The organism is Stenotrophomonas sp. KH_036_B, assembly GCF_057839485.1.
In genome coordinates this window covers 249283-272262 of sequence record NZ_CM174491.1, presented here as the reverse complement: position 1 = coordinate 272262, position 22980 = coordinate 249283, and the positions used below count along the sequence as shown (strand labels likewise).

The window sequence follows — 22980 nt, the reverse complement described above, 5'->3', positions numbered from 1 at the left end:
GGGCTTGACCGCCGCGCCTGCCTGGAACCCCATGTTCTATCTGCTTTTCAGCGTGGTCTGCAGCGTGCTGGTATCGGTGCTGCTGAAGCTGGCCGCCCGCCGCCGCCTGGATGTGGGGCAGATGGTGACTTGGAATTACCTGGTGGCCGCCGCACTCACGGCGTTGGTGCTGCGCCCGCCGTTGGACGCGCTGCAGTCGTCGCATGCGCCGTGGCCGGCGTTGCTGCTGCTGGCGGTGGTGCTGCCCTCGCTGTTCCTGGTGCTGGGCCGCGCGGTGGCGGTGGCCGGGATCGTGCGTACCGACGTGGCGCAGCGGTTGTCGCTGCTGTTGTCGTTGTTGGCCGCGTTTTTGTTCTTTGGGCAGGACGCCACGCCAGTGAAGCTGCTCGGGTTGGGATTGGGGCTGGTGGCGATGGTGGGCATCAGCCTGCGCCCGCGTGGGCCGGCGGTGAGCGGCGACGGCAGCAGCTGGCGCTGGCTGCTGGCGGTGTGGGTGGGGTTTGCGCTGGTGGACGTGCTGCTCAAGCAGGTGGCGCTGTCGGGTACGCCGTCGATGGCGGCGCTGCTGGCCTGTTTCAGCATCGCCTTCGTGCTGATGCTGGGGGTGCAGCTGTGGCGGCATGGGAGCGGGCGCAGCCGGTTGGAGGTTCGCAACGTGGGCGCGGGTGCGCTGCTGGGCCTGCTCAATGGCGGCAACATCCTGTTTTACGTGCATGCGCACCAGGCGCTGCCGGACAGCCCCGCCACGGTGTTTGCCGGGATGAACATCGGCGTGGTGGTGCTGGGGGCGCTGGTGGGGGTGTTCGCGTTCGGCGAGCCGACCACGCGGTGGAACCGCGCGGGGTTGGCGTTGGCGGTGGTGGCGATTGGGTTTATTGCGTGGGGGTGAGACCGCGGGCAGCCACGCAGGGCGTGGCTCTACCGGCGTTCGTATCGCACATGGGCCGCGTAGAGCGCAGCCACGCAGGGCGTGGCTCTACCGGCGTTCGTATCGCACATGGGCCGCGTAGAGCGCAGCCACGCAGGGCGGGGCTCTACCGGCGTTCGTATCGCACATGGGCCGCGTAGAGCGCAGCCACGCAGGGCGTGGCTCTACCGGCGTTCGTATCGCACATGGGCCGCGTAGAGCGCAGCCACGCAGGGCGTGGCTCTACCGGCGTTCGTATCGCACATGGGGCGCGTAGAGCGCAGCCACGCAGGGCGTGGCTCTACCGGTGTTCGTATCGCACATGGGCCGTAGAGCCACGCCCTGCGTGGCTGCGGCACCGGTCGGCTATTTGTCGAAACCCAGGATCAACGGGTCATGGTCCGAACTGCGCCACGGGCCTGCCACGTTGCGGTCGCGGTAACCCACGTCGTCGGCTTCGTCGGCATTGATATGCCACTCGGCCGCGCCGCGCAGGCGCTTGGCCATGCCCGGGCTGAGCAGCGCATGGTCGAGGCGGCCGGTCATGCCGTTGTAGACATAACTGTAGGGACGCTCGACCTTGGCCACGGCGAAGGCATCGCGCCAGCCGGCGTCGTGCAGGGTGCGGATCGGCGCTTCCATCGCATAGGCGTTGAAGTCGCCCAGCAGGATCGCGTCCGCGGTGCCGGCATGGGTCGGGTCGGTGGCCAGCCACTGGTTGAGCAGGCGGGCCGATTCGACGCGGGTGGCGTTCCAGCAGGCCTGGCCGTCGTTCTGGTCGGCGTCGGCAGCGCTGGCCTCGGAGCAGCCCTTGGACTTGAAGTGGTTGGCGACCACCACGAACGGGGCGCCCTTGCCCGCCCGGAACGCCTGCGCCAGCGGCACGCGGCTGTGCGGACCGAACGGCGCGGTGTCCAGCACGGCCGGCGCGCCGACCGGGGTGACGCGCGAGGCGCGGTAGATGATGCCGACCCGGATCGGATTCTCGCCCGGGCCCTTGCCGGCGTCGATGAAGCGCCAGTCCGCGTCCTTGCCCCGGTTGTCGTTGAGCGCGCCGACGAATTCGGCGATGGCCGACTGCGGGCCGTAGCCGTCGTTCTCCAGCTCCATCAGCGCCGCCACGTCCGCGCCGAGGGCGTTGATGGTGGCCACCAGCTTGGCGGTCTGCGCCTGGTGTTCGGCCAGGGTGCGGGCGCCGCGCAGGGTCGGGTAACCGCCGCCCTGGCCGTCGCCGTTGAAGAAGTTTTCCAGGTTGAAGGCCGCCACCTTGAGCGCGCCCGGCACTGCCGGGGCGGCCGGGAGTGCCAGCGCCGGCAGCGTCAACGGCGTGGTGACCTGCAGGCGCGGGGTGCCCTTGGCATCCACGTGCACGATGCCTTCCACATTGCGCAGCACGGTGCCGGTACGCAGGGTGGCGCCGGCCGGCAGGTACGCCACCGGGCCGGGATCGCGCGCGGTGCTGCCGTCATCGAGCAGCAGGCGGCGGCGCTGGTTGTCGGCGATCACCTTGGCATGCGCGTCGGTGCCGGGGGCGGCCACTTCGCTGGGCTGCCAGAGCCGGCCCTCGAAGGCCACGGTGAGTTCGCCGAAGCGGGTCAGGCCGTCGGTACCGGCCAGGGTGAGCGGCGCGGCGATGCGCACGTGCTGGCCGTCCAGCGCGCGCCAGTCGGCGGGCGCGGCGGTGAGGGTGACGGTGGCGGCGGTCGCCGGGGTCGATGCGGTCGGGTGTGGCTGCGGCTGGGCCTGGGCGAACGCGGTGGCGGGCAGCAGCAGCGACAGGGCAAGAGCGAGGGAGCGACGGCGCATCGACGGCGATTCCTGAAACGGGTGCACAGGGTAATGCGGAATTGTGGCGGTGGCGTGGTGGGCGAAGCGGTTGGCCTGACCCGGCAAATCGGGCGATCCCGGACCCGTAGTGCCACGCCCTGCGTGGCAGATGTCGGGCGTGGCGGGGTTCGCGCAGCCACGCAGGGCGTGGCTCTACGTGGAATGTTGGGCGTGGCGGGGTTCGCCGCAGCCACGCAGGGCGTGGCTCTACGTGGAATGTTGGGCGTGGCGGGGTTCGCCCAGCCACGCAGGGCGTGGCTCTACGTGGAATGTCGGGCGTGGCGGGGTTCGCGCAGCCACGCAGGGCGTGGCTCTACGTGGGTTATTTCAGGTTCGCCAACATCCAATCCACGGTGGCGTGGATCTGCTCTTCGGTCAGCGCCGGGTTGCCGCCCTTGGGCGGCATGATCCCGCCGTCGGGGCCGGTGTAACCCTCGGTGGCGTGCTTGTAGAGGGTGTCCTTGCCCTGGGCGAGGCGCTCATCCCAGTGGGCGTGGTCCAGCGTGGGCGCCTGGCCCACACCGGTGGTGTGGCAGGCCGTGCACAGGTTGTCGAAGATCACCTTGCCGTCGGTGGTGCCACCGTAGGCCACCTGCGAGGCGGCCTTGGCCAGGGCGGCCGCCTTGGCCGCCGCCTGGTCGGCGGCACCGGTGCTGCCGGCATAGACCGCGCCGGCGGGGGCAATGCGCAGTTCGGTGCGCTTGGCCGCCTGGGGCGAGATTTCAGGGGGAATGCGGGTGTGCAGGTACGCGGCGAACAGGATCAATCCGAGCGTTATGGCCATCAACAGCGCGATGACCATGGAGAAGCGTTTCAGGAACTCGAGGTCGTAATTCCGCACTCTCTATACCCCTGGCTGGTAGTCGTTGGACCACGGCTTGTCGGCCGAGTATGACCAGCGGCGGCGGCGCTCTGCAAGCCGCCGCCGGCTGCCGCAATGCAGCATCGGTCGCCGGTCAGCCGCCAGCGGCGCGCAGGCAGAACACGCAGATGGATTCAACCAGTGCATCTTCGTCCCCGTGCGCGTCGCGGCTGGGGGCGGTCGGCCCCACCAGCGCCTCGGTGAACGCACCAACGATGCAGGCGGCAGCGACATGGGTGTCCTGCGCCGGGAAGGTGCCCGCCTCGACGCCATCGGCGACGATGCGCCGGAACACCTCGCCGAACAGACGGCGGCAGCGGATGCGCTCGGCTTCCACTTCCGGGTCCACCGGTTCGGCGATGAAGGCATACGCCAGGCCGGGGCCGGCCAGGGCGCGGCGCACGAAGGCGGTGATGGCCCGGCGCAGGCGCTCGGGCGCGGGCAGCGGCTCGGCGGCAATGGCCTCGAAGATGCGCAGCTCGTGCTCCACCGCGGCGGTGAGCACCTCCACGAACAGCTCGGCCTTGGACGGAAAGTGCCGGTAGATCAACCCGGTGGAGACCCCCGCCTCGGCCGCCACGGCGGTCACCGGCGCATTGCGGTAGCCGCCCGCCGCCACCAGGGCACGGGTGGCCAGCAGGATCCGTTCACGGGCTCCGGCCAGGCGTTCTTCCATCAGGGGCGAGCGTTTGTAGGCCATTTGTTGATTCTATGTTCAATTTTTGAATTTGTGTTCACTTTTGCCCCGGCGAGGGCTAGGCTGGGCGCATTCGACCCCATCCAGCCGTTGCGGAGCCGCCTCATGCACGTCCCCACCATGAACTTCGACCTCGGCGAAGAGATCGACATGCTGCGCCAGAGCGTGGCCCATTTTGCCTCGGTGGAGATCGCGCCGCTGGCCGCCAAGGCCGACGAGGAGAACCTGTTCCCGCACCCGCTGTGGCGCAAGCTCGGCGAACAGGGCCTGCTCGGCCTGACCGTGGAAGAAGAATACGGCGGCAGCGGCATGGGTTACCTGGCCCATGTGGTGGCGATGGAGGAAATCTCGCGCGCGTCGGGCGGCATCGGCCTGTCGTACGGCGCACACTCGAACCTGTGCGTGAACCAGCTGCGCAAGAACGGCACCGAAGAACAGAAGCAGCGCTTCCTGCCCGGCCTGTGCAGCGGCGAAAAGGTCGGCGCGCTGGCGATGAGCGAACCGGGCGCAGGCTCGGACGTGGTGTCGATGAAGCTGCGCGCGGACAAGCGTGGCGACCACTATGTGCTCAACGGCAACAAGATGTGGATCACCAACGGCCCCGACGCCGATGTGCTGGTGGTGTACGCCAAGACCGACCCGGACGCCGGCGCCAAGGGCATCACCGCGTTCCTGGTGGAGAAAGGCATGAAGGGCTTCTCCACCGCGCAGAAGCTGGACAAGCTGGGCATGCGCGGCTCCAACACCTGCGAGCTGGTGTTCGAAGACTGCGAAGTGCCCGAGGCCAACGTGCTGGGCACGGTGGGTGGCGGGGTGAAGGTGCTGATGTCCGGGCTGGACTACGAACGCGTGGTGCTGTCCGGCGGCCCGCTGGGCCTGATGGCGGCGGGCATGGACGTGGTGATGCCCTACGTGCACGAGCGCAAGCAGTTCGGCGAGGCGATCGGCACGTTCCAGCTGATCCAGGCCAAGCTGGCCGACATGTACGTGGGCCTCAATGCCTGCCGCGCGTACGTCTACGCGGTGGCGCGTGCCTGCGACCAGGGCCGTACCACCCGCCAGGACGCGGCCGGTGCGATCCTGTATTCGGCCGAGAAGGCGACCTGGCTCACCGGCCAGGCCATCCAGATCCTGGGCGGCAACGGCTACATCAACGAGTACCCGACCGGACGCCTGTGGCGCGACGCCAAGCTGTATGAGATCGGCGCCGGCACCTCGGAAATCCGCCGCATGCTGATCGGTCGCGAACTGTTCCAGCGCACCAAGTAAGGGCCCACCCCCATGACGGTATTGAGCACGCAGCTGCAACCGGGCAGCGAGACCTTTGAAGCCAACCGCGCGGCGCTGCAGGCGGTGGTGGACGACCTGCGCGCCACCCTGGCGCAAACCGCGCTGGGCGGCAGCGAGGCGGCGCGGCAGAAACATACGGCGCGCGGCAAGCTGCTGGTGCGTGACCGCATCGATGCGCTGCTCGATCCGGGCAGCGCGTTCCTGGAGATCGCGCCGCTGGCCGCGCACGGCATGTATGGCGACCCGATTCCCAGCGCCGGCGTGGTGGCCGGGATCGGCCGCGTTTCCGGCGTGGAATGCGTGATCGTGGCCAACGATGCCACGGTCAAGGGCGGCACCTATTACCCGATGACGGTGAAGAAGCACCTGCGTGCGCAGGAAGTGGCCGAACAGAACCGGCTGCCGTGCATCTACCTGGTCGACTCCGGCGGCGCGTTCCTGCCGCTGCAGGACGAGGTGTTCCCGGACCGCGACCATTTCGGCCGGATCTTCTACAACCAGGCCAATCTCTCCGCGCAGGGCATTCCGCAGATCGCCTGCGTGATGGGCTCGTGCACCGCCGGTGGCGCGTACGTGCCGGCGATGAGCGATGAAACGGTGATCGTGCGCGAGCAGGGCACCATCTTCCTGGGCGGCCCGCCGCTGGTGAAGGCCGCCACCGGTGAAGTGGTCACCGCCGAGGAACTGGGCGGTGCCGACGTGCACACGCGCATTTCCGGCGTGGCCGACCACATGGCCGACAACGACCTGCAGGCGCTGGCCCGGGTCCGCGCGATCATCGCCCAGCTCAACTGGCGCAAGCCCGAACCGGCGCTTGCGGTGCAGGCACCGGTCGAGCCGCGCTACCCGGCGCAGGACCTGTACGGGGTGATCCCGGCCGATACGCGCAAGCCCTACGACGTGCGCGAAGTGATCATGCGCGTAGTGGACGATTCGCGCTTCGACGAGTTCAAGCCGCGTTATGGCAATACCCTGGTCACCGGCTTCGCACACCTGCACGGCTACCCGGTGGGCATCATCGCCAACAACGGCATCCTGTTCTCGGAGTCGGCGCTGAAGGGCGCGCACTTCATCGAACTGTGCACGCAGCGCGGCATTCCGCTGGTGTTCCTGCAGAACATCACCGGGTTCATGGTGGGCCGCAAGTACGAACACGGCGGCATCGCCAAGGACGGCGCCAAGCTGGTGATGGCGGTGGCCTGCGCGAAGGTGCCCAAGTTCACCGTGGTGATCGGCGGTTCGTTCGGGGCCGGCAACTACGGCATGTGCGGCCGCGCCTACTCGCCCAACTTCCTGTGGATGTGGCCGAACGCGCGCATCGGCGTGATGGGCGGCGAGCAGGCCGCCAGCGTGCTGGCCACGGTCAAGCGCGACGGCATCGAAGCCAAGGGTGGTCAGTGGTCTGCGGACGAGGAAGACGGTTTCAAGGCGCCGATCCGCGAGCAGTTCGAGCAACAGGGCCACCCCTATTACGCCAGCGCGCGGCTGTGGGACGACGGCGTGATAGATCCGGCCGATACGCGCCGCGTGCTGGGCCTGGCGTTGTCGGCCAGCCTCAACGCACCGGCGCGGAAGACCGGATTCGGCGTGTTCCGCATGTAACGCACGGGCGGTGCCGCAGGGCACCGCCGCCCCTGGCCTGCGCAACGAGACTTCCATGTTCACCAAGATCCTGATCGCCAACCGTGGCGAAATCGCCTGCCGCATCATCGCCACCTGCCGCCGGCTGGGCATTGCCACCGTGGCGGTGTACTCCGACGCGGACCGCAACGCGCGCCATGTGCGGCTGGCCGACGAAGCCGTGGGCATCGGCCCGGCGCCGGCACGCGAGAGCTACCTGCGCGCGGAGGCCATCCTGGACGCGGCACGCCGTACCGGCGCGCAGGCGATCCACCCGGGCTACGGGTTCCTGTCCGAGAACGCCGGCTTCGCGCAGGCCTGCGCCGAGGCCGGCATTGTCTTCATCGGCCCCTCCGCTGCGGCGATCCGCGCGATGGGCGACAAGAGCGCGGCCAAGGCACTGATGGCGCAGGCCGGCGTGCCGTTGACCCCGGGCTACCACGGCGATGCACAGGAACCGGCGTTCCTGCGCGGCCAGGCCGATGGAATCGGCTACCCGGTGCTGATCAAGGCCAGCGCGGGCGGCGGCGGCAAGGGCATGCGCAAAGTGGAGGACAGCGCCGCGTTCACCGAGGCGCTGGCCAGCTGCCAGCGCGAGGCGCAGTCGGCATTCGGCAATGCGCACGTGCTGGTGGAGAAGTACGTGGAGCGGCCGCGGCACATCGAGATCCAGGTGTTCGGCGACAGCCACGGCAACGTGGTGTACCTGTTCGAGCGCGACTGCTCGGTACAGCGCCGCCACCAGAAGGTGCTGGAAGAAGCGCCCGCCCCGGGCATGACGCCCGAGCGTCGTGCCGCGATGGGCAAGGCGGCGGTGGATGCGGCGCGTGCGGTGAACTACGTGGGCGCCGGCACGGTGGAGTTCATCGCCGGGCCCGACGGCGATTTCTACTTCATGGAAATGAACACCCGCCTGCAGGTGGAGCACCCGGTGACCGAATGCATCACCGGCACCGACCTGGTGGAGTGGCAGCTGCGCGTGGCCAGCGGCGAGCCGCTGCCGCTGCGGCAGGAGCAGCTGCAGATCAACGGACACGCGCTGGAAGCACGCCTGTATGCCGAGGACGCCGACCGCGGCTTCCTGCCCTCCACCGGCACGCTGCGCCACCTGCGCATGCCCGCCGCCAGCGCGCACGTGCGCGTGGATGCGGGTGTCGAGGAGGGCGATGCGATCACCCCGTTCTACGACCCGATGATTGCCAAGCTGATCGTCTGGGACGTGGACCGCGATGCGGCGCTGCGCCGCATGCAGCAGGCGCTGGCCGAGTGCGAGGTGGTGGGCGTCACCACCAACGCGGCCTTCCTGCGCCGGCTGGTGATGACCGATTCGTTCGCGCAGGCGAAGCTGGATACCGCGCTGATCGAACGCGAACACGCCGCGCTGGCGCCGCATCACGGTGAGACCGACGCGGGCGTGTGGGCTCTGGCCGCGGTAGCGGCGGTAGCCACGGATGCGGCGGCGGCGGTGGATGCGCGCGACCCGCACTCCCCGTGGCAGGCACGCGATGGGTGGCGGCTGGGCCAGCGCGCGGCGCGCCGGCTGACGCTGGAGCATCGCGGCGGCCAGCAGGACGTGGCGATTGAAGGACACGGCGAGGCCTGGTCGATCGACGTGGGCGGCACCACGGTCGCAGCCCAGGGCCGGATGACCGGCGACCGGCTGGCGTTGCAGGCAGGACAGACCCTGCACCGCGCCCGCGTCGTCCGCGATGGCAGCGAGCTGTACCTGTTCGGCAGCGACGGCGTGCAGCGCTTCACCCTGCATGACCCGGTCAGCGAAGCCGACCAGGGCGTGGCCGACGCCGGCAGCCTGGTGGCGCCGATGCCGGGCCGCATCGTCGCCACGCTGCTGGCACCGGGCACCCGGGTGGCACGCGGTACGCCGCTGCTGGTGCTGGAGGCGATGAAGATGGAGCACACCCTGCAGGCCCCGGCCGACGGCACGGTGCAGGGTTACCGGGTCAAGGCCGGCGACCAGGTGGGCGACGGCGCGGTGCTGGTGGATTTCGAGGCCACGTAATCGCGTTGCCGGAACGAAGAGCGGACACGCATGGCGTGTCCCTACGCATCAACGTAGTGACACCCCATGGGTGTCATCGCAGCGCCGGATCACGACGTGCGCTCACTGTCGCAACGTGGCGTCCGACACCGTGTCATGCACGTTCAACGGCTGCATGAGCTGCGTATTGGCGATCTCGGCGATCGCCCTGCCCCGGTTCTCGAACAGCCACTCGTTCTGCTTCTGGAACGCGGCGGCATCGCCAAGCCGGCGGTAGGCCTCGCGCAGCGCGACATGCGCCTGCACCGGTTCGCTGCCGTCCAGCAGCGGCTGCAGCAGCGCCACCGACTGCGCCGGCGCGTCACGGCCAATCTGCTGCATGGCCAGCACCACCGTGCGCCACTTGCCGATCATTGGATTCTTCTGCGTCACCACCTGTGCGTCGAACTCGGCCAGCAGCCGGTCAGCCAGCGGGTGGTCGCCCGCTCGCTGCGCGAGGTAGACCAGCGACAGCAGCCGCAACACGCGGTCGGGCATGCTCGGGTGGGTCGTTTCGGCCAGCAGCGGCCGCAACTGCATGGCGATGTCGGCCAGCGCCCTGGCCTCGCCCTGCTGGCACGCGGTGTCCACCACGGCCCGCATCAGCGCGGCATGCACGCGGAAATCGGGCGAGCTGGGCGCCGGTTCCGACGACAGCGCGTCCACCATGCCCGTGCAGTCATCCTGGTCGGCGGCCAGCAGGACCCGGACCCGGACATTCATCAGGGCCTGCAGTTCATCGCGGGGCTTTGCCAGCTTCGTCAGCAGCAGCTGTGCGTCCTTGTAGCGACGCATGGCGATCAGGACGTCCGCCTGGGGGTCACTGGCCTGCCGCCCGGTCAACTGCTCGGACAGCTGGAAGCTGCGCAGCGCTTCGTCGTAACGGTTGGTGGCCAACTGGATCCAACCCAGGTGCGCGATCGGATAGGCACGCATCGGGTCCTGCGGTACGGCGGCGGCGCGCGCGTAACGCTCCGACTCGTCATAGCGGTTGTCCAGCAGCAGGTACCAGGAGGTGTTGGACAGCCCGGCGTAGGAGTCCGGATAGATGTCGGCCAGCACCCGCCAATCGTCCAGGGGCCAGGCGTCGGCACTCAGCTCGTTGGTCCAGGCCTTGAGGTACAGCCGTTCGCGGTGCGGTAGACGTTGATGCACCGCCAGCGCACGCGCCAGGTGCGGCTGGGCTTCGGCACGCTTTTCCACCCGCACCAGCAGTTTTGCCAGCCCCATGTGCGCCAGGGCAAAGTCGGGATCGGCATCCAGCGCCGCTTCGTAGAGCTTGGCTGATTCGGTGAAACGCCGGCGGCCGAGCGCGCTTTCCGCAAGTGCGAAGGATTTCAGCGCCTGCAGGTTGGCGGTGGAGGCCTGTGGCAGCGGTACCGATTGCCGTACCGACGCCACCGACTCACCCAGCCCGGCCCGCAGCCGGCCCACCACGTCATCCACGGCCGTCATGACGCCCTTGTCGCTGGCCGCCTGCGCCCGGTAGCTTTCCACCACCGCGCGACTTGCCGGGTCGAACAGGTCCACGCTGATGACGTAGTGTCCGCTCATACGGCGAATGCTCGGGGCCAGCACCATCCGCGCGCCTTCACGCGCGGCGACGTCGCTCGCCAACGCGACATCCAGCGGCCGCTCGGGTGACACGCGCAACAGCTCGCGCGATTCGGTCACTTTGCTGTCGGACAGCACATTGACATACGTCGACTGCTCCAGGCTCATCAACAACGCACGTTGCAGCGATTCGTCGAACAGCGGCTGGCCGCTTGCATTGTCCACGTCGGCCAGCACCACCCAGTCCCGTTCGGCAAAGGCGATCGCCGGTGCGGGCCGCAGCAGGACCCAGGCGCCCACGCCGACCACCGCGAGCAGGACCAGCTCGGCAGCCAACGTCGCCGGCCGGCGCCAGAAAGGTCGCCTGTGCGCTGCAGGCCGGGTTGAGGGTACGGTGTCGCCGTTCATGCGTGCAGTTCCATCAGGGCCCGGCGGTCGCGCCATGCGACCCTTGCTGCCGGTGGCCGCGCCGAGCGTATCACCATCCCCGCCCCCGCCGGACCCGACCCACCGGCCTCGCGCTCATCCGTCGACGGGCCAGACGGCGGCATTGGGGTCGAGTTCGGCCGTCGTCTTCCGTGCGTCGCGCCAGCCCAGCCCACAGATCGCCAAGGGTCCCTGGCGCATCGGGTCCAGCGACAGCAGCGCTTCGATGTCGCGCTCATTGATCGCAGAGGTGACGAAAGCCCCCAGCCCCTGCGCGGTCGCAGCGGTGTACAGCGCCTGCGATACGTGCCCGGCATCAAGCACCATGGCACGGTGCACCTTGCTGTGGTTGCGGTACTTCCACAGGCTGCGCTCGAACCTGCACACCAGCAGCACCAGTGCCGGCGCGTCGGCAAACCAGTGTTGCCCGGCCAGCAGGTCCTGGGCGTGCGGCAGTGTGCCTCCGGGGGGCTCGATCCAGCGAAGCTCGTGGCGCACGGGGTGATAGTGGTAGAGACCCGGCGCCACGCCCTCCACGTTGCGCAGCAGCAGGTACGCTTCGGTCGGGTGCAGGCTGCCTGCAGAGGGCACATGCTTCTTCAGGAACGTGAGGCCCGGCACGGGCTCGACGCTTCCCTGCGCCTGCAGGGTCTGTTGCAGTACGCTGGAGAGGACTGCCAGCGGCAGCGCGCGCTGTCGGTCGAAGTTGCGGCAGGTGACGCGACGCGCCAGCAGCTGCTGCAGTTCGTCGGCCGGCAGGGGCGGCAACGGCACGGCGGAAGCCAGCCCCACCGCATCCAGGGTGGCGGGGGGTGCCGATCCCAGGGTGCGCTGCAGATCGGCGGGCGTCACCATCTGGTTGCGCTGCATGTCGGCCACGCTGTCCACGCCCTGCCAGCGCGACTGCCGATGGTGCACGGCGGCCAGTGGCCACCAGTAGCTGCGTCGCAGGGTCTGGTCTTCGCGCTCGCTCTGCTCGGCGTCCGCGTCGGGCGGCACGTCGACCACGATAAGACTCAGCGCCAGCAACGCGGCGGCCAGTGCCGCGCCGTCGGCATCTTGCGGGAATGGCTGCCACCGTTCGGCGCTGCATTGCAGGAGCCAGGCCGCCTGCGCGGGCGTCACCACCCGGTAGCCGTCAAGATGGCCGGTCCAGGCACGGATTTCCGTACGCAACGTCATGCCGTCGCCGCCCTGGAGAAGGTTGGCGAGGTCGAGACGTGGAATTTCGCAGGGTTCCAGGAACAGGGTGGAGCAGCGTCTCAGGTTCATGCGCTTTCAACAGGGATGAAAAGGCCGCGCATCACGATGACGGAAGAAGTTCCGCAGCGCTATGCTTGGCGCCGCTTCTGCGGGATCGTCCCGCAGGAGTGTGGATAACAGGGGATCCCAATGAACAGCTCCAACAACGAAAACGGTGCCCATCCGCCATTGCCGGACGCCATCGCCAACCATCTGCTGGACCTGCTCTCGAAGGACGACGCATTCCGCGACGCCTTCGCTGCCGATCCGCGCGCGGCGTTGATCAAGGCAGGCCTGGATGAAAAGCAGGCAGATGCCGCCCTGGTCGGGCCGACCTGCCTGCAGGTGAGCACGCTGGCAAGCAAGGAAGCCATTGCGGCGGCGCGTGATCGACTGATGCACAGCCTGACCTCCGAAGCGGCCCACACCGTGGTGTTCTGCTTCGACGACAAGGCCTGACGCCGTCATCCGTTGGCTGCAGCAGGTGCTGTGGCCAACGGCACGTCCACGACATTCATGACCACGAAGGCCTGCGCGCCGGTTGGGTCGGCATAGGCTTTGCCGCGATGCGCGGAGAGCCACCGGACCTGTTCCGCCGCACCACGTGCATCGCCTGCTGCGCCCAGCGCGTCGCGCATGGCGACATGCCATTGGACGGATTCGGTACCACTGCCCAGCGGGCGCAGGTGGTCGACGGCGCGTGCCGGTTGACCGGCAAGGCGCCACTGGTCGGCCTGGACAACCACCAGCAACCCGGCACTGCCGGGATGGCCTGAGCGGGCGACAAGCGCTTCAAGACGTTCCATTGCCGCCGGCCGCACCGGCTGCTGCGCGAAGCGCTGGCTCAGCCGCGCGGTCGCCAGGGCGATGGCGACCAGGTCGTCCCGCTCGCCGACGCCGGCCTGTTCGGCCGCGCGCAGCATCTGTTCGGTCAGGGTATCCAGCTCCTTGCGGGAGGGCACATTGGCCGTACCGTAACGGGCTGCCAGCATGCCGATCCGCAACGGACCATTGATGACGTCATTGCGGGTGTCCTCGGTCAGGGCCAGCCCTTCCCGCGCGATCCGCACCGCCGCGTCGGCGCGTCGTGCATCCATCAACGTGGCGGTCCATTCGATATGCAGCAGCGGATCCCGGGGACCGTTCTGCGCCCGCTTCTGCAGCATGTCCAGCGCGGACTCGGTCTGGCCCTGCGCAGCCAATGCCGCGGCATGACGCCTACCGGGCAATGCGCCGCTGATGTGTTCGGCCTCGGTGAAGGCCGCCGCTGCCTGCCGGAACTGGCCACGCGCGAGGTGGATGCGGCCGACCAGATCACGCCCGATGTAGCGCAGCGGATCCTTCGACGCGGCAACCTTGGCGGCGGCGGCCATGGACGCGTCCAGATTGCCCATCACATACTCGGCCCACGCGTAGTTGTGCTGGGCGCCGACCACGTCGGGATAGATCTGGGAGAACACCCGCCATTTCTCCGGGGCGTTGCGCGAGGGATGCGGCTCGAATTCCGCAGCCCAGGCGTCGATGTACAGCCGGTCGCGGGTGGGCAGATGCGCGCGCAGCGCAGCGGCCTTGCGCAGGTAAGGTTCGCCGCGGTCTGCTTCGGACTGGGTGACATAAGTACGCATGATGCCCGCGTAGGCCAGCGCGAATTCGGGGTCGATTTCCACAGCCTTCTGGAAGAACGCACGTGCATCGTCCAGCCGTGCCTCGTTGTAGGCCTTTATGCCGAGCGCATAGATCTTCAGCGCATCCAGGTCGTCGGTGGTCACCGCCGGAAGCGGCTCGGAGGCTTGTCGGATGGCGTCCTGCGATTCGCCGAGGCGGTCGCGCAGTCCAATGGCGACGTTGTCCACCGAGGCCAGCAGACCGTCAACGCCGCGCGCGTCGCGGGCCAGCACGTAGACCGTGCCTTGATTGGATGGATCGATCACTTCGATGCTGATCCGCAGCCGCCCACCGATTTCAGCGACACTGGGCAGAATCACCGCGCGTGCGCCGTCGCGCAGGGCCACCTCGCTGGCCAGGCTGCGGTCCACCCGCGCACGGCTCGCCACCCGCATGCGGGTCAGGGTGTCGCGCACCTTCATGTCACTGACGACATTGACGTAGCGCGACTGTTCCAGGCTGATCCGGAACGCCTGCTGCAACGAGTCGTCCAGTAGAGGATTGCCCGTCAGGTTCTGCATGTCGGCCATCACCACCCAGTCGCGCTCGGCGAAGGCGATGGCCGGCTCGGGGCGCAGCAGCGCCCACGCGCCCACGGCGAGCATGGCCACGACCGCCACTTCCGCGGCCAGCGCCGCAGGCCGCCGCCACAGGGCCAGGTCGCGGCGCGCCTTGGCCGTGGCGCGCGGCATGCGCAGCGGGGCGAAGCCGGGCTCGCCGACCTCGATCACTTCCTGCGTGGTGGGAATCCCCTTGAAGCGCCAGCGGCCGTGCGACTTCCATACAAGACGGTCGGCACGCTCGCCCAGTTCAGAGGTGGCGCGCCGGGTCAGCGATTCGGCCACCGCCGACAGCAGGATCTGCCCGGGCCGCGCCAGGGTCATCAGGCGCGCGGCCATCGGCTTGGCCAGGCCCTCGACCTCCAGCGACTTGGCGCCGGCCTTGATGGCCTCGGCACTGTTTTCCCACGTCAGCACTTCGCCCACATGCAGGCCGGCGCGGGCGCGCAGTTCAACGCCGCGCTCCCGCCCGAGCTGCTGCAGGCCGCGCTGGTAGTCCAGGGCGAAACCCAGCCCGTCGATGGCGCGTTCGAACAACAGGAACAGCCCGTCCGAGCGATCGATCTGGTGGCCGTTCCACTGCTGCTGCAGTGTCAGCACCAGCCGGTCGTGCTGCTGGAACAGCTCGGCGGCGGCGGTGTCGCCGATGCGCTCGACCAGCACTACCGAATCGCACAGGTCGGTGAACAGCAGCGCGCGCAGCTGGGGGGCCTGGGTCGACGTTCCGATGTCGCCATTCATGCGGGAGTTCCGTCAGGGCTTGGCGGTCGCGGCACGCGACCAGTGCAGCCGGTTGCCGCCCAGGCGCTTGGCCTGGTACAGCGCATTGTCGGCGCGAGCGTACCACTCGCTCCAGTCGCTTTGGGGGTCCAGCAGGCACACGCCGATACTGACCGGGCACACGTGGGGCTGGCCGGTGGCACGCCCCATCAGGCCATGCACGGCGCTGAGGATGAACTCGGCGGCATGCTGCAGGGTGTCCGGGTCGGCGCCACGCAGCAGCAGGCAGAACTCGTCCCCGCCCAGCCGGCAGGCGCGGTCCTGTTCGGTGGCCAGCGAACGCAGGATGTTGGCCACGCTCTGCAGCACGCGGTCGCCGGCCTGGTGGCCGTATTCGTCGTTGACCTGCTTGAACTGGTCGCAGTCGATCAGCAGCAGGCCCTGCGGTGCCGCGTCGTGGTGGCTGCGGCATTCCTGCAGGTACAGCGCGAGACCCCGCCGGTTGTGCAGGCCGGTCAGCTCGTCGGTACCGACCAGCTCGCGGGTGTGGGTGAGCTGGTGGGTGGTGACGTAAAGGTTGTCCAGCGCCGCTTCCAGGTCATGGTTGCGCCGGCGCAGCTGCCGGATCAGGACCTGTTCGTTGCTGACCACGCGCATGATCGTGCGCCGCAGGAAGTAGGCCACCAGGCCCGGGTCACGATCGACCAGGCGTTGGAAATCGCCATGGCTGAGCTCGAGCACCACGCTGTCGGTGGTGGCCTGTGCGTCGGCGCTGCGCGGATGGTCGCCGATCAGCAGGCCGAGTTCACCGAAGAATTCATGCGGCCCCAGCGACTTGACCACCAGGTCCTCGCCGAAGTCGAGCTCGATGCCGCCACTGACGATGACATACATGGTGTCGCCACCCTGGTTGCGCAGGAACAGGTGTTCCCCCGCATGCAGATGGCGTTGCTGGCCGAACTCGGCGAACAGGGCGAACTCACCCGCGCTCAGTACGGCATGCACAATGTCAGCCATCGCGGTCTGGGCGATGCCTGGTTCTGGTTCGCACACATTCGTCGCAAACTTGCCGGTCATCACAACACCCGCTTCCCAGCGTCCCCCGGTGAGCAGATGAGGATAGCACTCCTTTAAAGTGTGCGCCTCATCACAATTCCATTCCCGGACGCCCAAAAATTGCCCGGCGCTCCGGCCCATTCCTCCCTTACGCGGCAACCGGGTTGAACCGGCCATTCCCTACCGCATGGTGCCCCGGTGCGGAACGTAGCATTTGGCGGTGGCATATAAAAGGAGGGCCGCCCCTACAGGGCGGCCTTGTGCTTGGGTTGGATGTCCGGGGAGCTGGGCAGCGGCCGGCATTACGCGGCCCGGAACTGTTCTTCCTCGGTCGAGCCGGTCAGGGCGGTGGTCGAAGACTGGCCCTGCTGGATGGCCTGGGTGACCGCGTCGAAGTAGCCGGTGCCGACCTCGCGCTGGTGCTTGACCGCCGTGAAGCCACGGTCGGCGGCGGCGAACTCGGCTTCCTGCAGCTCGACGAAGGCACTCATCTGGCGGCGGGCATAGCCGTGGGCCAGGTTGAACATGGAGTAGTTCAGGGCATGGAAGCCAGCCAGGGTGATGAACTGGAACTTGTAGCCGTACTTCGCGATCTCCTTCTGGAACGTGGCGATGGTGGCGTCGTCCAGGTTCTTCTTCCAGTTGAAGCTGGGCGAGCAGTTGTAGGCCAGCAGCTTGCCCGGGAACTTCGCGTGGATCGCTTCGGCAAATTTACGCGCGAACTCCAGGTCCGGCTTGCCGGTCTCGCACCAGATCAGGTCGGCATACGGCGCATAGGCCAGGCCACGGCTGATGGCCTGGTCCAGGCCGTTGCGGGTCTTGTAGAAGCCTTCCACGGTGCGCTCGCCGGTGGCGAACGGCTGGTCGTTGGCGTCGATGTCGCTGGTCAGCAGGTCGGCGGCCTCGGCGTCGGTGCGCGCCACCAGCAGGGTCGGCACGCCCAGTACGTCGGCGGCCAGGCGCGCGGCGTTCAACTTCTCGATCGCCTCGCGGGTGGGCACCAGCACCTTGCCGCCCATGTGGCCGCACTTCTTCACCGACGCCAGCTGGTCTTCGAAGTGCACGCCGGCGGCGCCGGCCTCGATCATCGCCTTCATCAGCTCGAAGGCATTGAGCACGCCGCCGAAGCCGGCTTCGGCATCGGCCACGATCGGCTGCAGGAAATCGATGTCGTCCTTGCCTTCGGCGTGATGCAGCTGGTCGGCACGCAGCAGGGTGTTGTTGATGCGCTTGACCACTGCGGGGACCGAGTCGGCCGGGTACAGCGACTGGTCGGGGTACATCTGGCCGGCCAGGTTGGCGTCGGCGGCGACCTGCCAGCCGGACAGGTAGATGGCGTTGAGGCCGGCCTTGACCTGCTGCATGGCCTGGTTGCCGGTCAGCGCGCCCAGCGCGTTGACGAAGTCCTTTTCATGCAGGTACGTCCACAGCTTCTCCGCGCCCAGCCGGGCCAGCGAATGCTCCACGTGCACGGTGCCGCGCAGGCGCACCACGTCGTCGGCGCTGTAGTTGCGCTCGATGCCGGCCCAGCGCGGGTCGGTGTTCCATTCGTGCTGGATCTGTTCGGCGGTCGGCAGCTTGGTCATGTCGTTTCTCCAGGATGGGTCAATCGATCCGGTCGTAGGCCGGCAGGGTCAGGAAATCGGTCAGTGCGTCGCGACGGCTCAGCTCACCCAGCAGCGCGATCGCCTCATCGATGCGCGCCCCACCCGGCAGCGTGCTGCGGTCGCCGAGCCGCGCCGGCAGACGTGCCAGGGTGGCGTCGAGCAGCGGCAGGTCGATCGCGGTGCCGTCGTCCAGGTGCTGGCCGGGAACATGCAGCCACTGCCAGAGCTGGCTGCGGCTGATCTCGGCAGTGGCCGCGTCTTCCATCAGGTGATGGATGGGGACGCAGCCGTTGCCGTCCAGCCACGCGGCCAGGTAGCGCACGCACACCTCCACGTTGCCCTCGAAGCCGGCACGGGTGATGGTGCCGGTCGGGGCGGCGATGAGCGCATCACGGTCGGCCTGCACATCACGGCGCAGCACGCCGTGCTGGTTCGGGCCGGGCATGTGTTCGTCGAAGATCGCCTGCGCCACCGGGATCAGCGCGGGGTGCGCGACCCAGGTGCCGTCGTGGCCGGCGGTGACTTCGCGCAGCTTGTCCGCGCGCACGCGGGCCATGGCCTGCTCGTTCGCGGCCGGGTCGTGGTTGATCGGAATCTGCGCGGCCATGCCGCCCATCGCATGCGCACCGCGGCGGTGACAGGTCTGGATCAGCAGTTCCGAATACGCCTTCAGGAACGGCTGGGTCATGGTGACCTGGCCCCGCTCGGGCAGCACCTTGTCCGCATGCGCACGGAAGGTCCTGATGTACGAAAAGATGTAGTCCCAGCGGCCGCAGTTCAGGCCGACAATGCGGTCGCGCAGCGCGTGCAGGATCTCATCCATCTCGAACACCGCCGGCAGCGTCTCGATCAGCACGGTGACCTTGATCTGGCCGTGCGGCAGGCCGAGCATGCCCTCGATGTGCGACAGCGCGGTTTCCCACAGCGCCGCCTCTTCCATCGACTGCAGTTTGGGCAGGTAGAAGTACGGGCCGCGCTGGCGGCACATCAGGGTGCGGGCGTTATGGAAGGCGAACACCGCCGCATCGAACAGGCCGCCGGCCAGCGGCTGGCCGTCGATGCGCACGTGCTTCTCGTCCAGGTGCCAGCCGCGCGGGCGCACGATCAGCACCGCCTGCTCGTTCAACGGGCGCAGCGCGTACTGCTTGCCCGGCTTGCCATCCACGTCCGGGGCGGTGTGGGTCAGGTCGCCGCGCACCGCACCGATCAGCGCCTGCTGGCCGGCCAGCAGGTTGCGCCAGGCCGGCGCGGTGGAATCCTCGAAGTCGGCCATGAACACCTTGGCGCCGGAGTTCAGCGCGTTGATGACCATCTTCGGATCGGTCGGGCCGGTGATCTCCACACGGCGGTCCTGCAGCGCCTCCGGGATCGGCGCCACGCGCCAGTCCTCGCTGCGGATCGTGGCGGTGTCTGCACGGAAGTCCGGCAGGCCGCCGCGGTCGAAGAACGCCTGGCGCTCACGGCGGGCCTGCAGGCGACGCTGGCGCTCGGGCTCCACCGCGCGGTGCAGCGACACCAGCAGCGCCAGTACCCCGGCCGGCAGCAGCGCCGACTGCCCGGCGAGCTGGGTGGTCAGGGCGATCCCCGGCGTGGCCGGGGCATCGGCCGGGGTGGGCTGGGCGGTGGCGAAAGCGGCGACAGCGGACATGTCCAACTCCTGCGGTGCGGGTGGACTCCACCGTGCGCCGGGGTGTGGTATTTGGCAAAACAGTTATCGCAATGCATTACATAAGATGTGCTTATACTCGTTACGCCATGCCCACACCGCGACCGCCAAGTCCGCGTTTTTCCTACAAGTCCGACCGGCTCAAACCGCTGCGGGCGTTCTGCCAGACGGTCCGGCTGGGCTCAGTCTCACGGGCAGCTGAGGCGCTGTTTGTCAGCCAGCCGGCGATCAGCCAGCAGCTGCAGGCGCTGGAGCGCGAGTTGGGGGTGGGCTTGTTCGAGCGCAGTGGGCGGCGCCTGGTGCCCAGCCGGGAGGGCCAGCTCCTGTATGAAATGGCGCAGCCGCTGGTGGAGAACCTGGATGGGCTGGAGGCGCGCTTCCGCGACAAGGTCAAAGGGCTGGATGCGGGCGAGCTGAACATCGCGGCCAACAGCTCCACCATCCTGTACCTGCTGCCGCGGATCGTGGAGCGCTTCCGCCAGCGCCACCCGGACGTACGCCTGACCCTGCACAACGCGATCAGCGCCGATGGCACCGACCTGCTGCGCAGCGACGCCGCCGACCTGGCGGTGGGCTCGATGACCGAGGTGCCGGCCGACCTGAGCTATGCGCCGGCCTACCGCTTCGAGCAGGTGCTGATCGCCCCGCCCGACCACCCGCTGGCCACCCTGCCGGAGCTGACCCTGCAGGCGATTTCGGCCTACCCGCTGGTGCTGCCCCCCAAGCGCCAGATCACTTACCGGCTGGTGGACCAGGTGTTCCAGCGCCAGCGCGTGCCGTACACGGTGGCACTGGAAGTGGGCGGCTGGGAGGTGATCAAGCAGTACGTGGCGATGGGCATGGGCATTTCCATCGTGCCGGCGCTGTGCCTCAACGACGCCGACCGCGACCGGCTGGTGACGCGGTCGATGAGCGCGTGGTTCCCCGAGCGCAGCTACGGGGTGATCGTGCGCCGCGGGCGGTTCCTGTCGCCGCAGGCGCGCGCCTTCATCGAGCTGATCCAGCCGGACCTGTTCAGTCCGCGCAGCTATGATGAAAGCGGTCATTCCGAACGCTGACGCGCTGCCATGTCGATCGAACTGCGCCACCTGCGGTACTTTTTAGCGGTGGCCGACACCCTGCACTTCGGGCGCGCCGCCGAACGCCTGGGCATGTCGCAGCCGCCGCTCAGCCAGCAGATCCGCCAACTGGAAACACTGCTGGGCGCGCGGCTGTTCCTGCGCAGCAACCGCCGCGTGGAACTCACCGAAGCCGGGCGCGTGCTGCAGGCGCAGGCCACCGAGGCGCTGGCGCGGGTGGAGCAGGCCATCGACCTCACCCAGCGTGCGCAGCGCGGCGAAACCGGCGAGCTGCGCATCGGGCTGACCCGCGCGACGCCGCTGTCCACGCAGATTCCGCGCGCCATCTTCGCGTACCGCCAGCAGTTCCCGCAGGTGCAGTTGAAGCTGCGCGAGATGAACACCCTGGAGCAGATCGATGCGCTGGTGGCCAACGAACTGGACGTGGGCCTGATCCGCAAGCGTGCGCTGCCGGCACCGCTGATGTCGCGCAAGCTGTTCAGCGATCCGCTGGCGCTGGTGGTGCATGACCAGCATCCGCTGATCCGTTCCCTGCCGGCCGATGCAGCAGTGGCACTGCGCATGTTCGCGCACGAGCCGTTCGTGGGGTTCCTGCGCGAGGTGGGCGCGGGTATCCACGATCATTTCATCGCGCTGTGCCGCAGCGCCGGCTTCACTCCGCGCATCATCCAGGAAGCCGGCGAGGCCTCGACGCTGATCAGCCTGGCCGCCTCTGGACTGGGCGTGACGGTGCTACCTGCGTCGTGCAGCCATATCCATGTGGAAGGGGCGCGCTTCGTTGCGTTGAGCGATCGCGCCGCCAGCTCGGAAGTGCATGTGGCCTACCGGCGTGGCGGCCCGTCACCGCTGATCACGCACTTTACCCGCCTGCTGCAGGGGGGCGTCAGCGGGTAAGCGCAAGCGCGACCGGCGCCGGTTGCGCGCGGCGGCCCAGGCGCCAGGCGATGGTCGCGCCGATCAGGGTCAGCACGGCGGTGAATGCACACACGCCCCACCAGTCCCAGCGGGTGTAGAACATGCCGCCGGCCACGCCGGCCAGGCTGGAACCCAGGTAGTAGGCGAACAGGTACAGCGCCGACGCCTCTGCGCGCATCACCCCGGCGCGGCTGCCGACCCAGCTGCTGGCCACCGAGTGGCCGCCGAAGAAGCCGAAGGTCACCAGCGCGATACCCACCGCCATGCAGCCCAGCCAGGGGAGCGCGAGCAGCACGATGCCCAGCCCGATCAACCCGTAGCAGATGCCCAGCACGCGGCTGCGTCCATGCCGGTTGGCCTGCTGGCCCATCCAGGCCGAGCTGAAGGTGCCCACCAGGTACACGCTGAAGATCAACCCGACCACGGTCTGGCTGAGCCGGTACGGCGGGGCCAGCAGGTGGTAGCCGAGGTAGTTGTAGAGCGTGACGAACACGCCCATCAGCACGAAGGCGGTGGCGAACAACGACGGCAGGCCCGGGTCGGCGAAGAGTTGGCGCCAGCGAGCGGGCAGTTCGCGCAGGCCGCCACGGCGGCTCTGGAAGTGTCGCGACGGCGGCAGCTGCACCCACAGCAGCGCGGTGCTCAGCACCGCGATGGCCGACACGGCGCCGATGCCCCAGCGCCAGCCCCAGTGGTCGGCCACGATGCCGGCGATCAGCCGCCCGCTCATGCCACCGACCGCGTTGCCGCCGATGTACAGGCCCATGGCCAGGCCCAGCGCGCGGCTGTCCATCTCTTCCACCAGATAGGTCATCGCCACCGCCGGCACGCCGCTCAATGCGATGCCCAGCAGGGTGCGCAGCACCAGCAGCGTGGTCCAGTCATCGACCATGGCGCTGGCGCCAGACAACACCGTGGACGCCAGCAACGCGGTGATCATGACGCCGCGGCGGCCGACCCGGTCGGAGATCAGCCCGGCCACCAGCATGGACACGGCGAGCAGGCCCGTGCTCAGCGACAGCGCCAGCGCGCTGTTGGCCGCCGAGACCCCGAAGTGACGGCTGAATTCCGGCAGCAGCGGCTGCACGGTGTAGAGCAGGCCGAAGGTGGAGAACCCGGCCAGGAACAGCGCCACGGCGGTGCGCCGGAAGGCCGGGGTGCCCTGTTCGATGTGCTGCGAACGCGTGGGCGGATGGTTGGTGGAACTGCGCTCGGGCAGCGCTGCGGTATCGCCGTTCATTGCGTCAGG

The 22980-nt window shown here is 68.7% G+C and carries 17 protein-coding genes; 7 read left to right on the top strand and 10 right to left on the bottom strand.

Annotated elements, in window-relative coordinates:
• Positions 1 to 31: 31 nt before the first annotated feature.
• Entirely contained in the window at positions 32 to 889 is an 858-nt protein-coding gene (locus tag AC3ITN_RS01100; protein ID WP_489391766.1) for an EamA family transporter, read from the top strand.
• 384 nt (positions 890 to 1273) lie between these two features.
• Here the strand turns inward: AC3ITN_RS01100 and AC3ITN_RS01095 are convergent, their stop codons facing one another.
• The 3 genes from AC3ITN_RS01095 to AC3ITN_RS01085 form a co-directional block, all read right to left on the bottom strand.
• Positions 1274 to 2713 carry an ExeM/NucH family extracellular endonuclease gene (locus AC3ITN_RS01095; RefSeq protein ID WP_489391765.1) on the bottom strand — a complete coding sequence of 480 codons (1440 nt, stop codon included), beginning with the start codon at positions 2711 to 2713 and terminating at the stop codon, positions 1274 to 1276.
• 343 nt (positions 2714 to 3056) lie between these two features.
• Positions 3057 to 3575: a c-type cytochrome gene (locus AC3ITN_RS01090; protein WP_313342072.1), complete on the bottom strand. Its 519-nt coding sequence runs from the start codon at positions 3573 to 3575 to the stop codon at positions 3057 to 3059.
• A gap of 115 nt (positions 3576 to 3690) precedes the next feature.
• On the bottom strand, positions 3691 to 4296 hold the full coding sequence (locus tag AC3ITN_RS01085) for a TetR/AcrR family transcriptional regulator (RefSeq protein ID WP_313342075.1): 606 nt from the start codon (positions 4294 to 4296) through the stop codon (positions 3691 to 3693).
• A 102-nt stretch (positions 4297 to 4398) separates the two neighbouring features.
• On the opposite strand from AC3ITN_RS01085, the gene AC3ITN_RS01080 reads away from it, so the two are divergent.
• From AC3ITN_RS01080 to AC3ITN_RS01070, 3 genes are read left to right on the top strand one after another with little or no spacing between them, the layout of a single operon-like run.
• Positions 4399 to 5562 (top strand): isovaleryl-CoA dehydrogenase, encoded by a 1164-nt coding sequence (locus AC3ITN_RS01080; protein WP_313342078.1) that lies wholly within the window; start codon positions 4399 to 4401, stop codon positions 5560 to 5562.
• A 12-nt stretch (positions 5563 to 5574) separates the two neighbouring features.
• On the top strand, positions 5575 to 7185 hold the full coding sequence (locus AC3ITN_RS01075; RefSeq protein WP_489391764.1) for a carboxyl transferase domain-containing protein: 1611 nt from the start codon (positions 5575 to 5577) through the stop codon (positions 7183 to 7185).
• Positions 7186 to 7240: 55 nt separating this feature from the next.
• On the top strand, positions 7241 to 9223 hold the full coding sequence (locus AC3ITN_RS01070) for an acetyl/propionyl/methylcrotonyl-CoA carboxylase subunit alpha (protein WP_489391763.1): 1983 nt from the start codon (positions 7241 to 7243) through the stop codon (positions 9221 to 9223).
• Positions 9224 to 9325: 102 nt separating this feature from the next.
• Here AC3ITN_RS01070 and AC3ITN_RS01065 read toward each other — a convergent pair whose 3' ends face one another.
• The gene (locus AC3ITN_RS01065) at positions 9326 to 11203 is read right to left on the bottom strand and encodes a putative peptide modification system cyclase (RefSeq protein ID WP_489391762.1); all 1878 of its coding nucleotides are present in this window, start codon (positions 11201 to 11203) and stop codon (positions 9326 to 9328) included.
• Between the two features lie 114 nt (positions 11204 to 11317).
• Positions 11318 to 12493, bottom strand: coding sequence for a putative peptide maturation dehydrogenase (locus AC3ITN_RS01060; protein WP_489391761.1), 1176 nt, complete (start codon positions 12491 to 12493; stop codon positions 11318 to 11320).
• Positions 12494 to 12613: 120 nt separating this feature from the next.
• On the opposite strand from AC3ITN_RS01060, the gene AC3ITN_RS01055 reads away from it, so the two are divergent.
• Entirely contained in the window at positions 12614 to 12922 is a 309-nt protein-coding gene (locus AC3ITN_RS01055) for an NHLP-related RiPP peptide (RefSeq protein ID WP_489391760.1), read from the top strand.
• 5 nt (positions 12923 to 12927) lie between these two features.
• Here AC3ITN_RS01055 and AC3ITN_RS01050 read toward each other — a convergent pair whose 3' ends face one another.
• The 4 genes from AC3ITN_RS01050 to aceB all read right to left on the bottom strand — a co-directional run bounded on the left by AC3ITN_RS01050 (position 12928) and on the right by aceB (position 19719).
• Positions 12928 to 15429 (bottom strand): putative peptide modification system cyclase, encoded by a 2502-nt coding sequence (locus tag AC3ITN_RS01050; protein WP_489391759.1) that lies wholly within the window; start codon positions 15427 to 15429, stop codon positions 12928 to 12930.
• A gap of 12 nt (positions 15430 to 15441) precedes the next feature.
• Positions 15442 to 16485: a GGDEF domain-containing protein gene (locus AC3ITN_RS01045; RefSeq protein ID WP_489391758.1), complete on the bottom strand. Its 1044-nt coding sequence runs from the start codon at positions 16483 to 16485 to the stop codon at positions 15442 to 15444.
• Positions 16486 to 16766: 281 nt separating this feature from the next.
• On the bottom strand, positions 16767 to 18050 hold the full coding sequence (aceA, locus tag AC3ITN_RS01040; RefSeq protein ID WP_313342100.1) for an isocitrate lyase: 1284 nt from the start codon (positions 18048 to 18050) through the stop codon (positions 16767 to 16769).
• A gap of 19 nt (positions 18051 to 18069) precedes the next feature.
• On the bottom strand, positions 18070 to 19719 hold the full coding sequence (gene aceB, locus AC3ITN_RS01035; RefSeq protein ID WP_489391757.1) for a malate synthase A: 1650 nt from the start codon (positions 19717 to 19719) through the stop codon (positions 18070 to 18072).
• Between the two features lie 107 nt (positions 19720 to 19826).
• Here aceB and AC3ITN_RS01030 point away from each other — a divergent pair, with 107 nt between their 5' ends.
• Together AC3ITN_RS01030 and AC3ITN_RS01025 are read left to right on the top strand one after the other, a co-directional pair.
• The gene (locus AC3ITN_RS01030) at positions 19827 to 20795 is read left to right on the top strand and encodes a LysR family transcriptional regulator (protein WP_313342105.1); all 969 of its coding nucleotides are present in this window, start codon (positions 19827 to 19829) and stop codon (positions 20793 to 20795) included.
• A gap of 9 nt (positions 20796 to 20804) precedes the next feature.
• Positions 20805 to 21710, top strand: coding sequence for a LysR substrate-binding domain-containing protein (locus tag AC3ITN_RS01025; RefSeq protein ID WP_489391756.1), 906 nt, complete (start codon positions 20805 to 20807; stop codon positions 21708 to 21710).
• Here the strand turns inward: AC3ITN_RS01025 and AC3ITN_RS01020 are convergent.
• Positions 21700 to 22971, bottom strand: a complete 1272-nt coding sequence (locus tag AC3ITN_RS01020; protein WP_489391755.1) for an MFS transporter — start codon at positions 22969 to 22971, stop codon at positions 21700 to 21702. The two genes, AC3ITN_RS01025 and AC3ITN_RS01020, sit on opposite strands and share 11 nt — an antisense overlap.
• Positions 22972 to 22980: the final 9 nt, after the last annotated feature.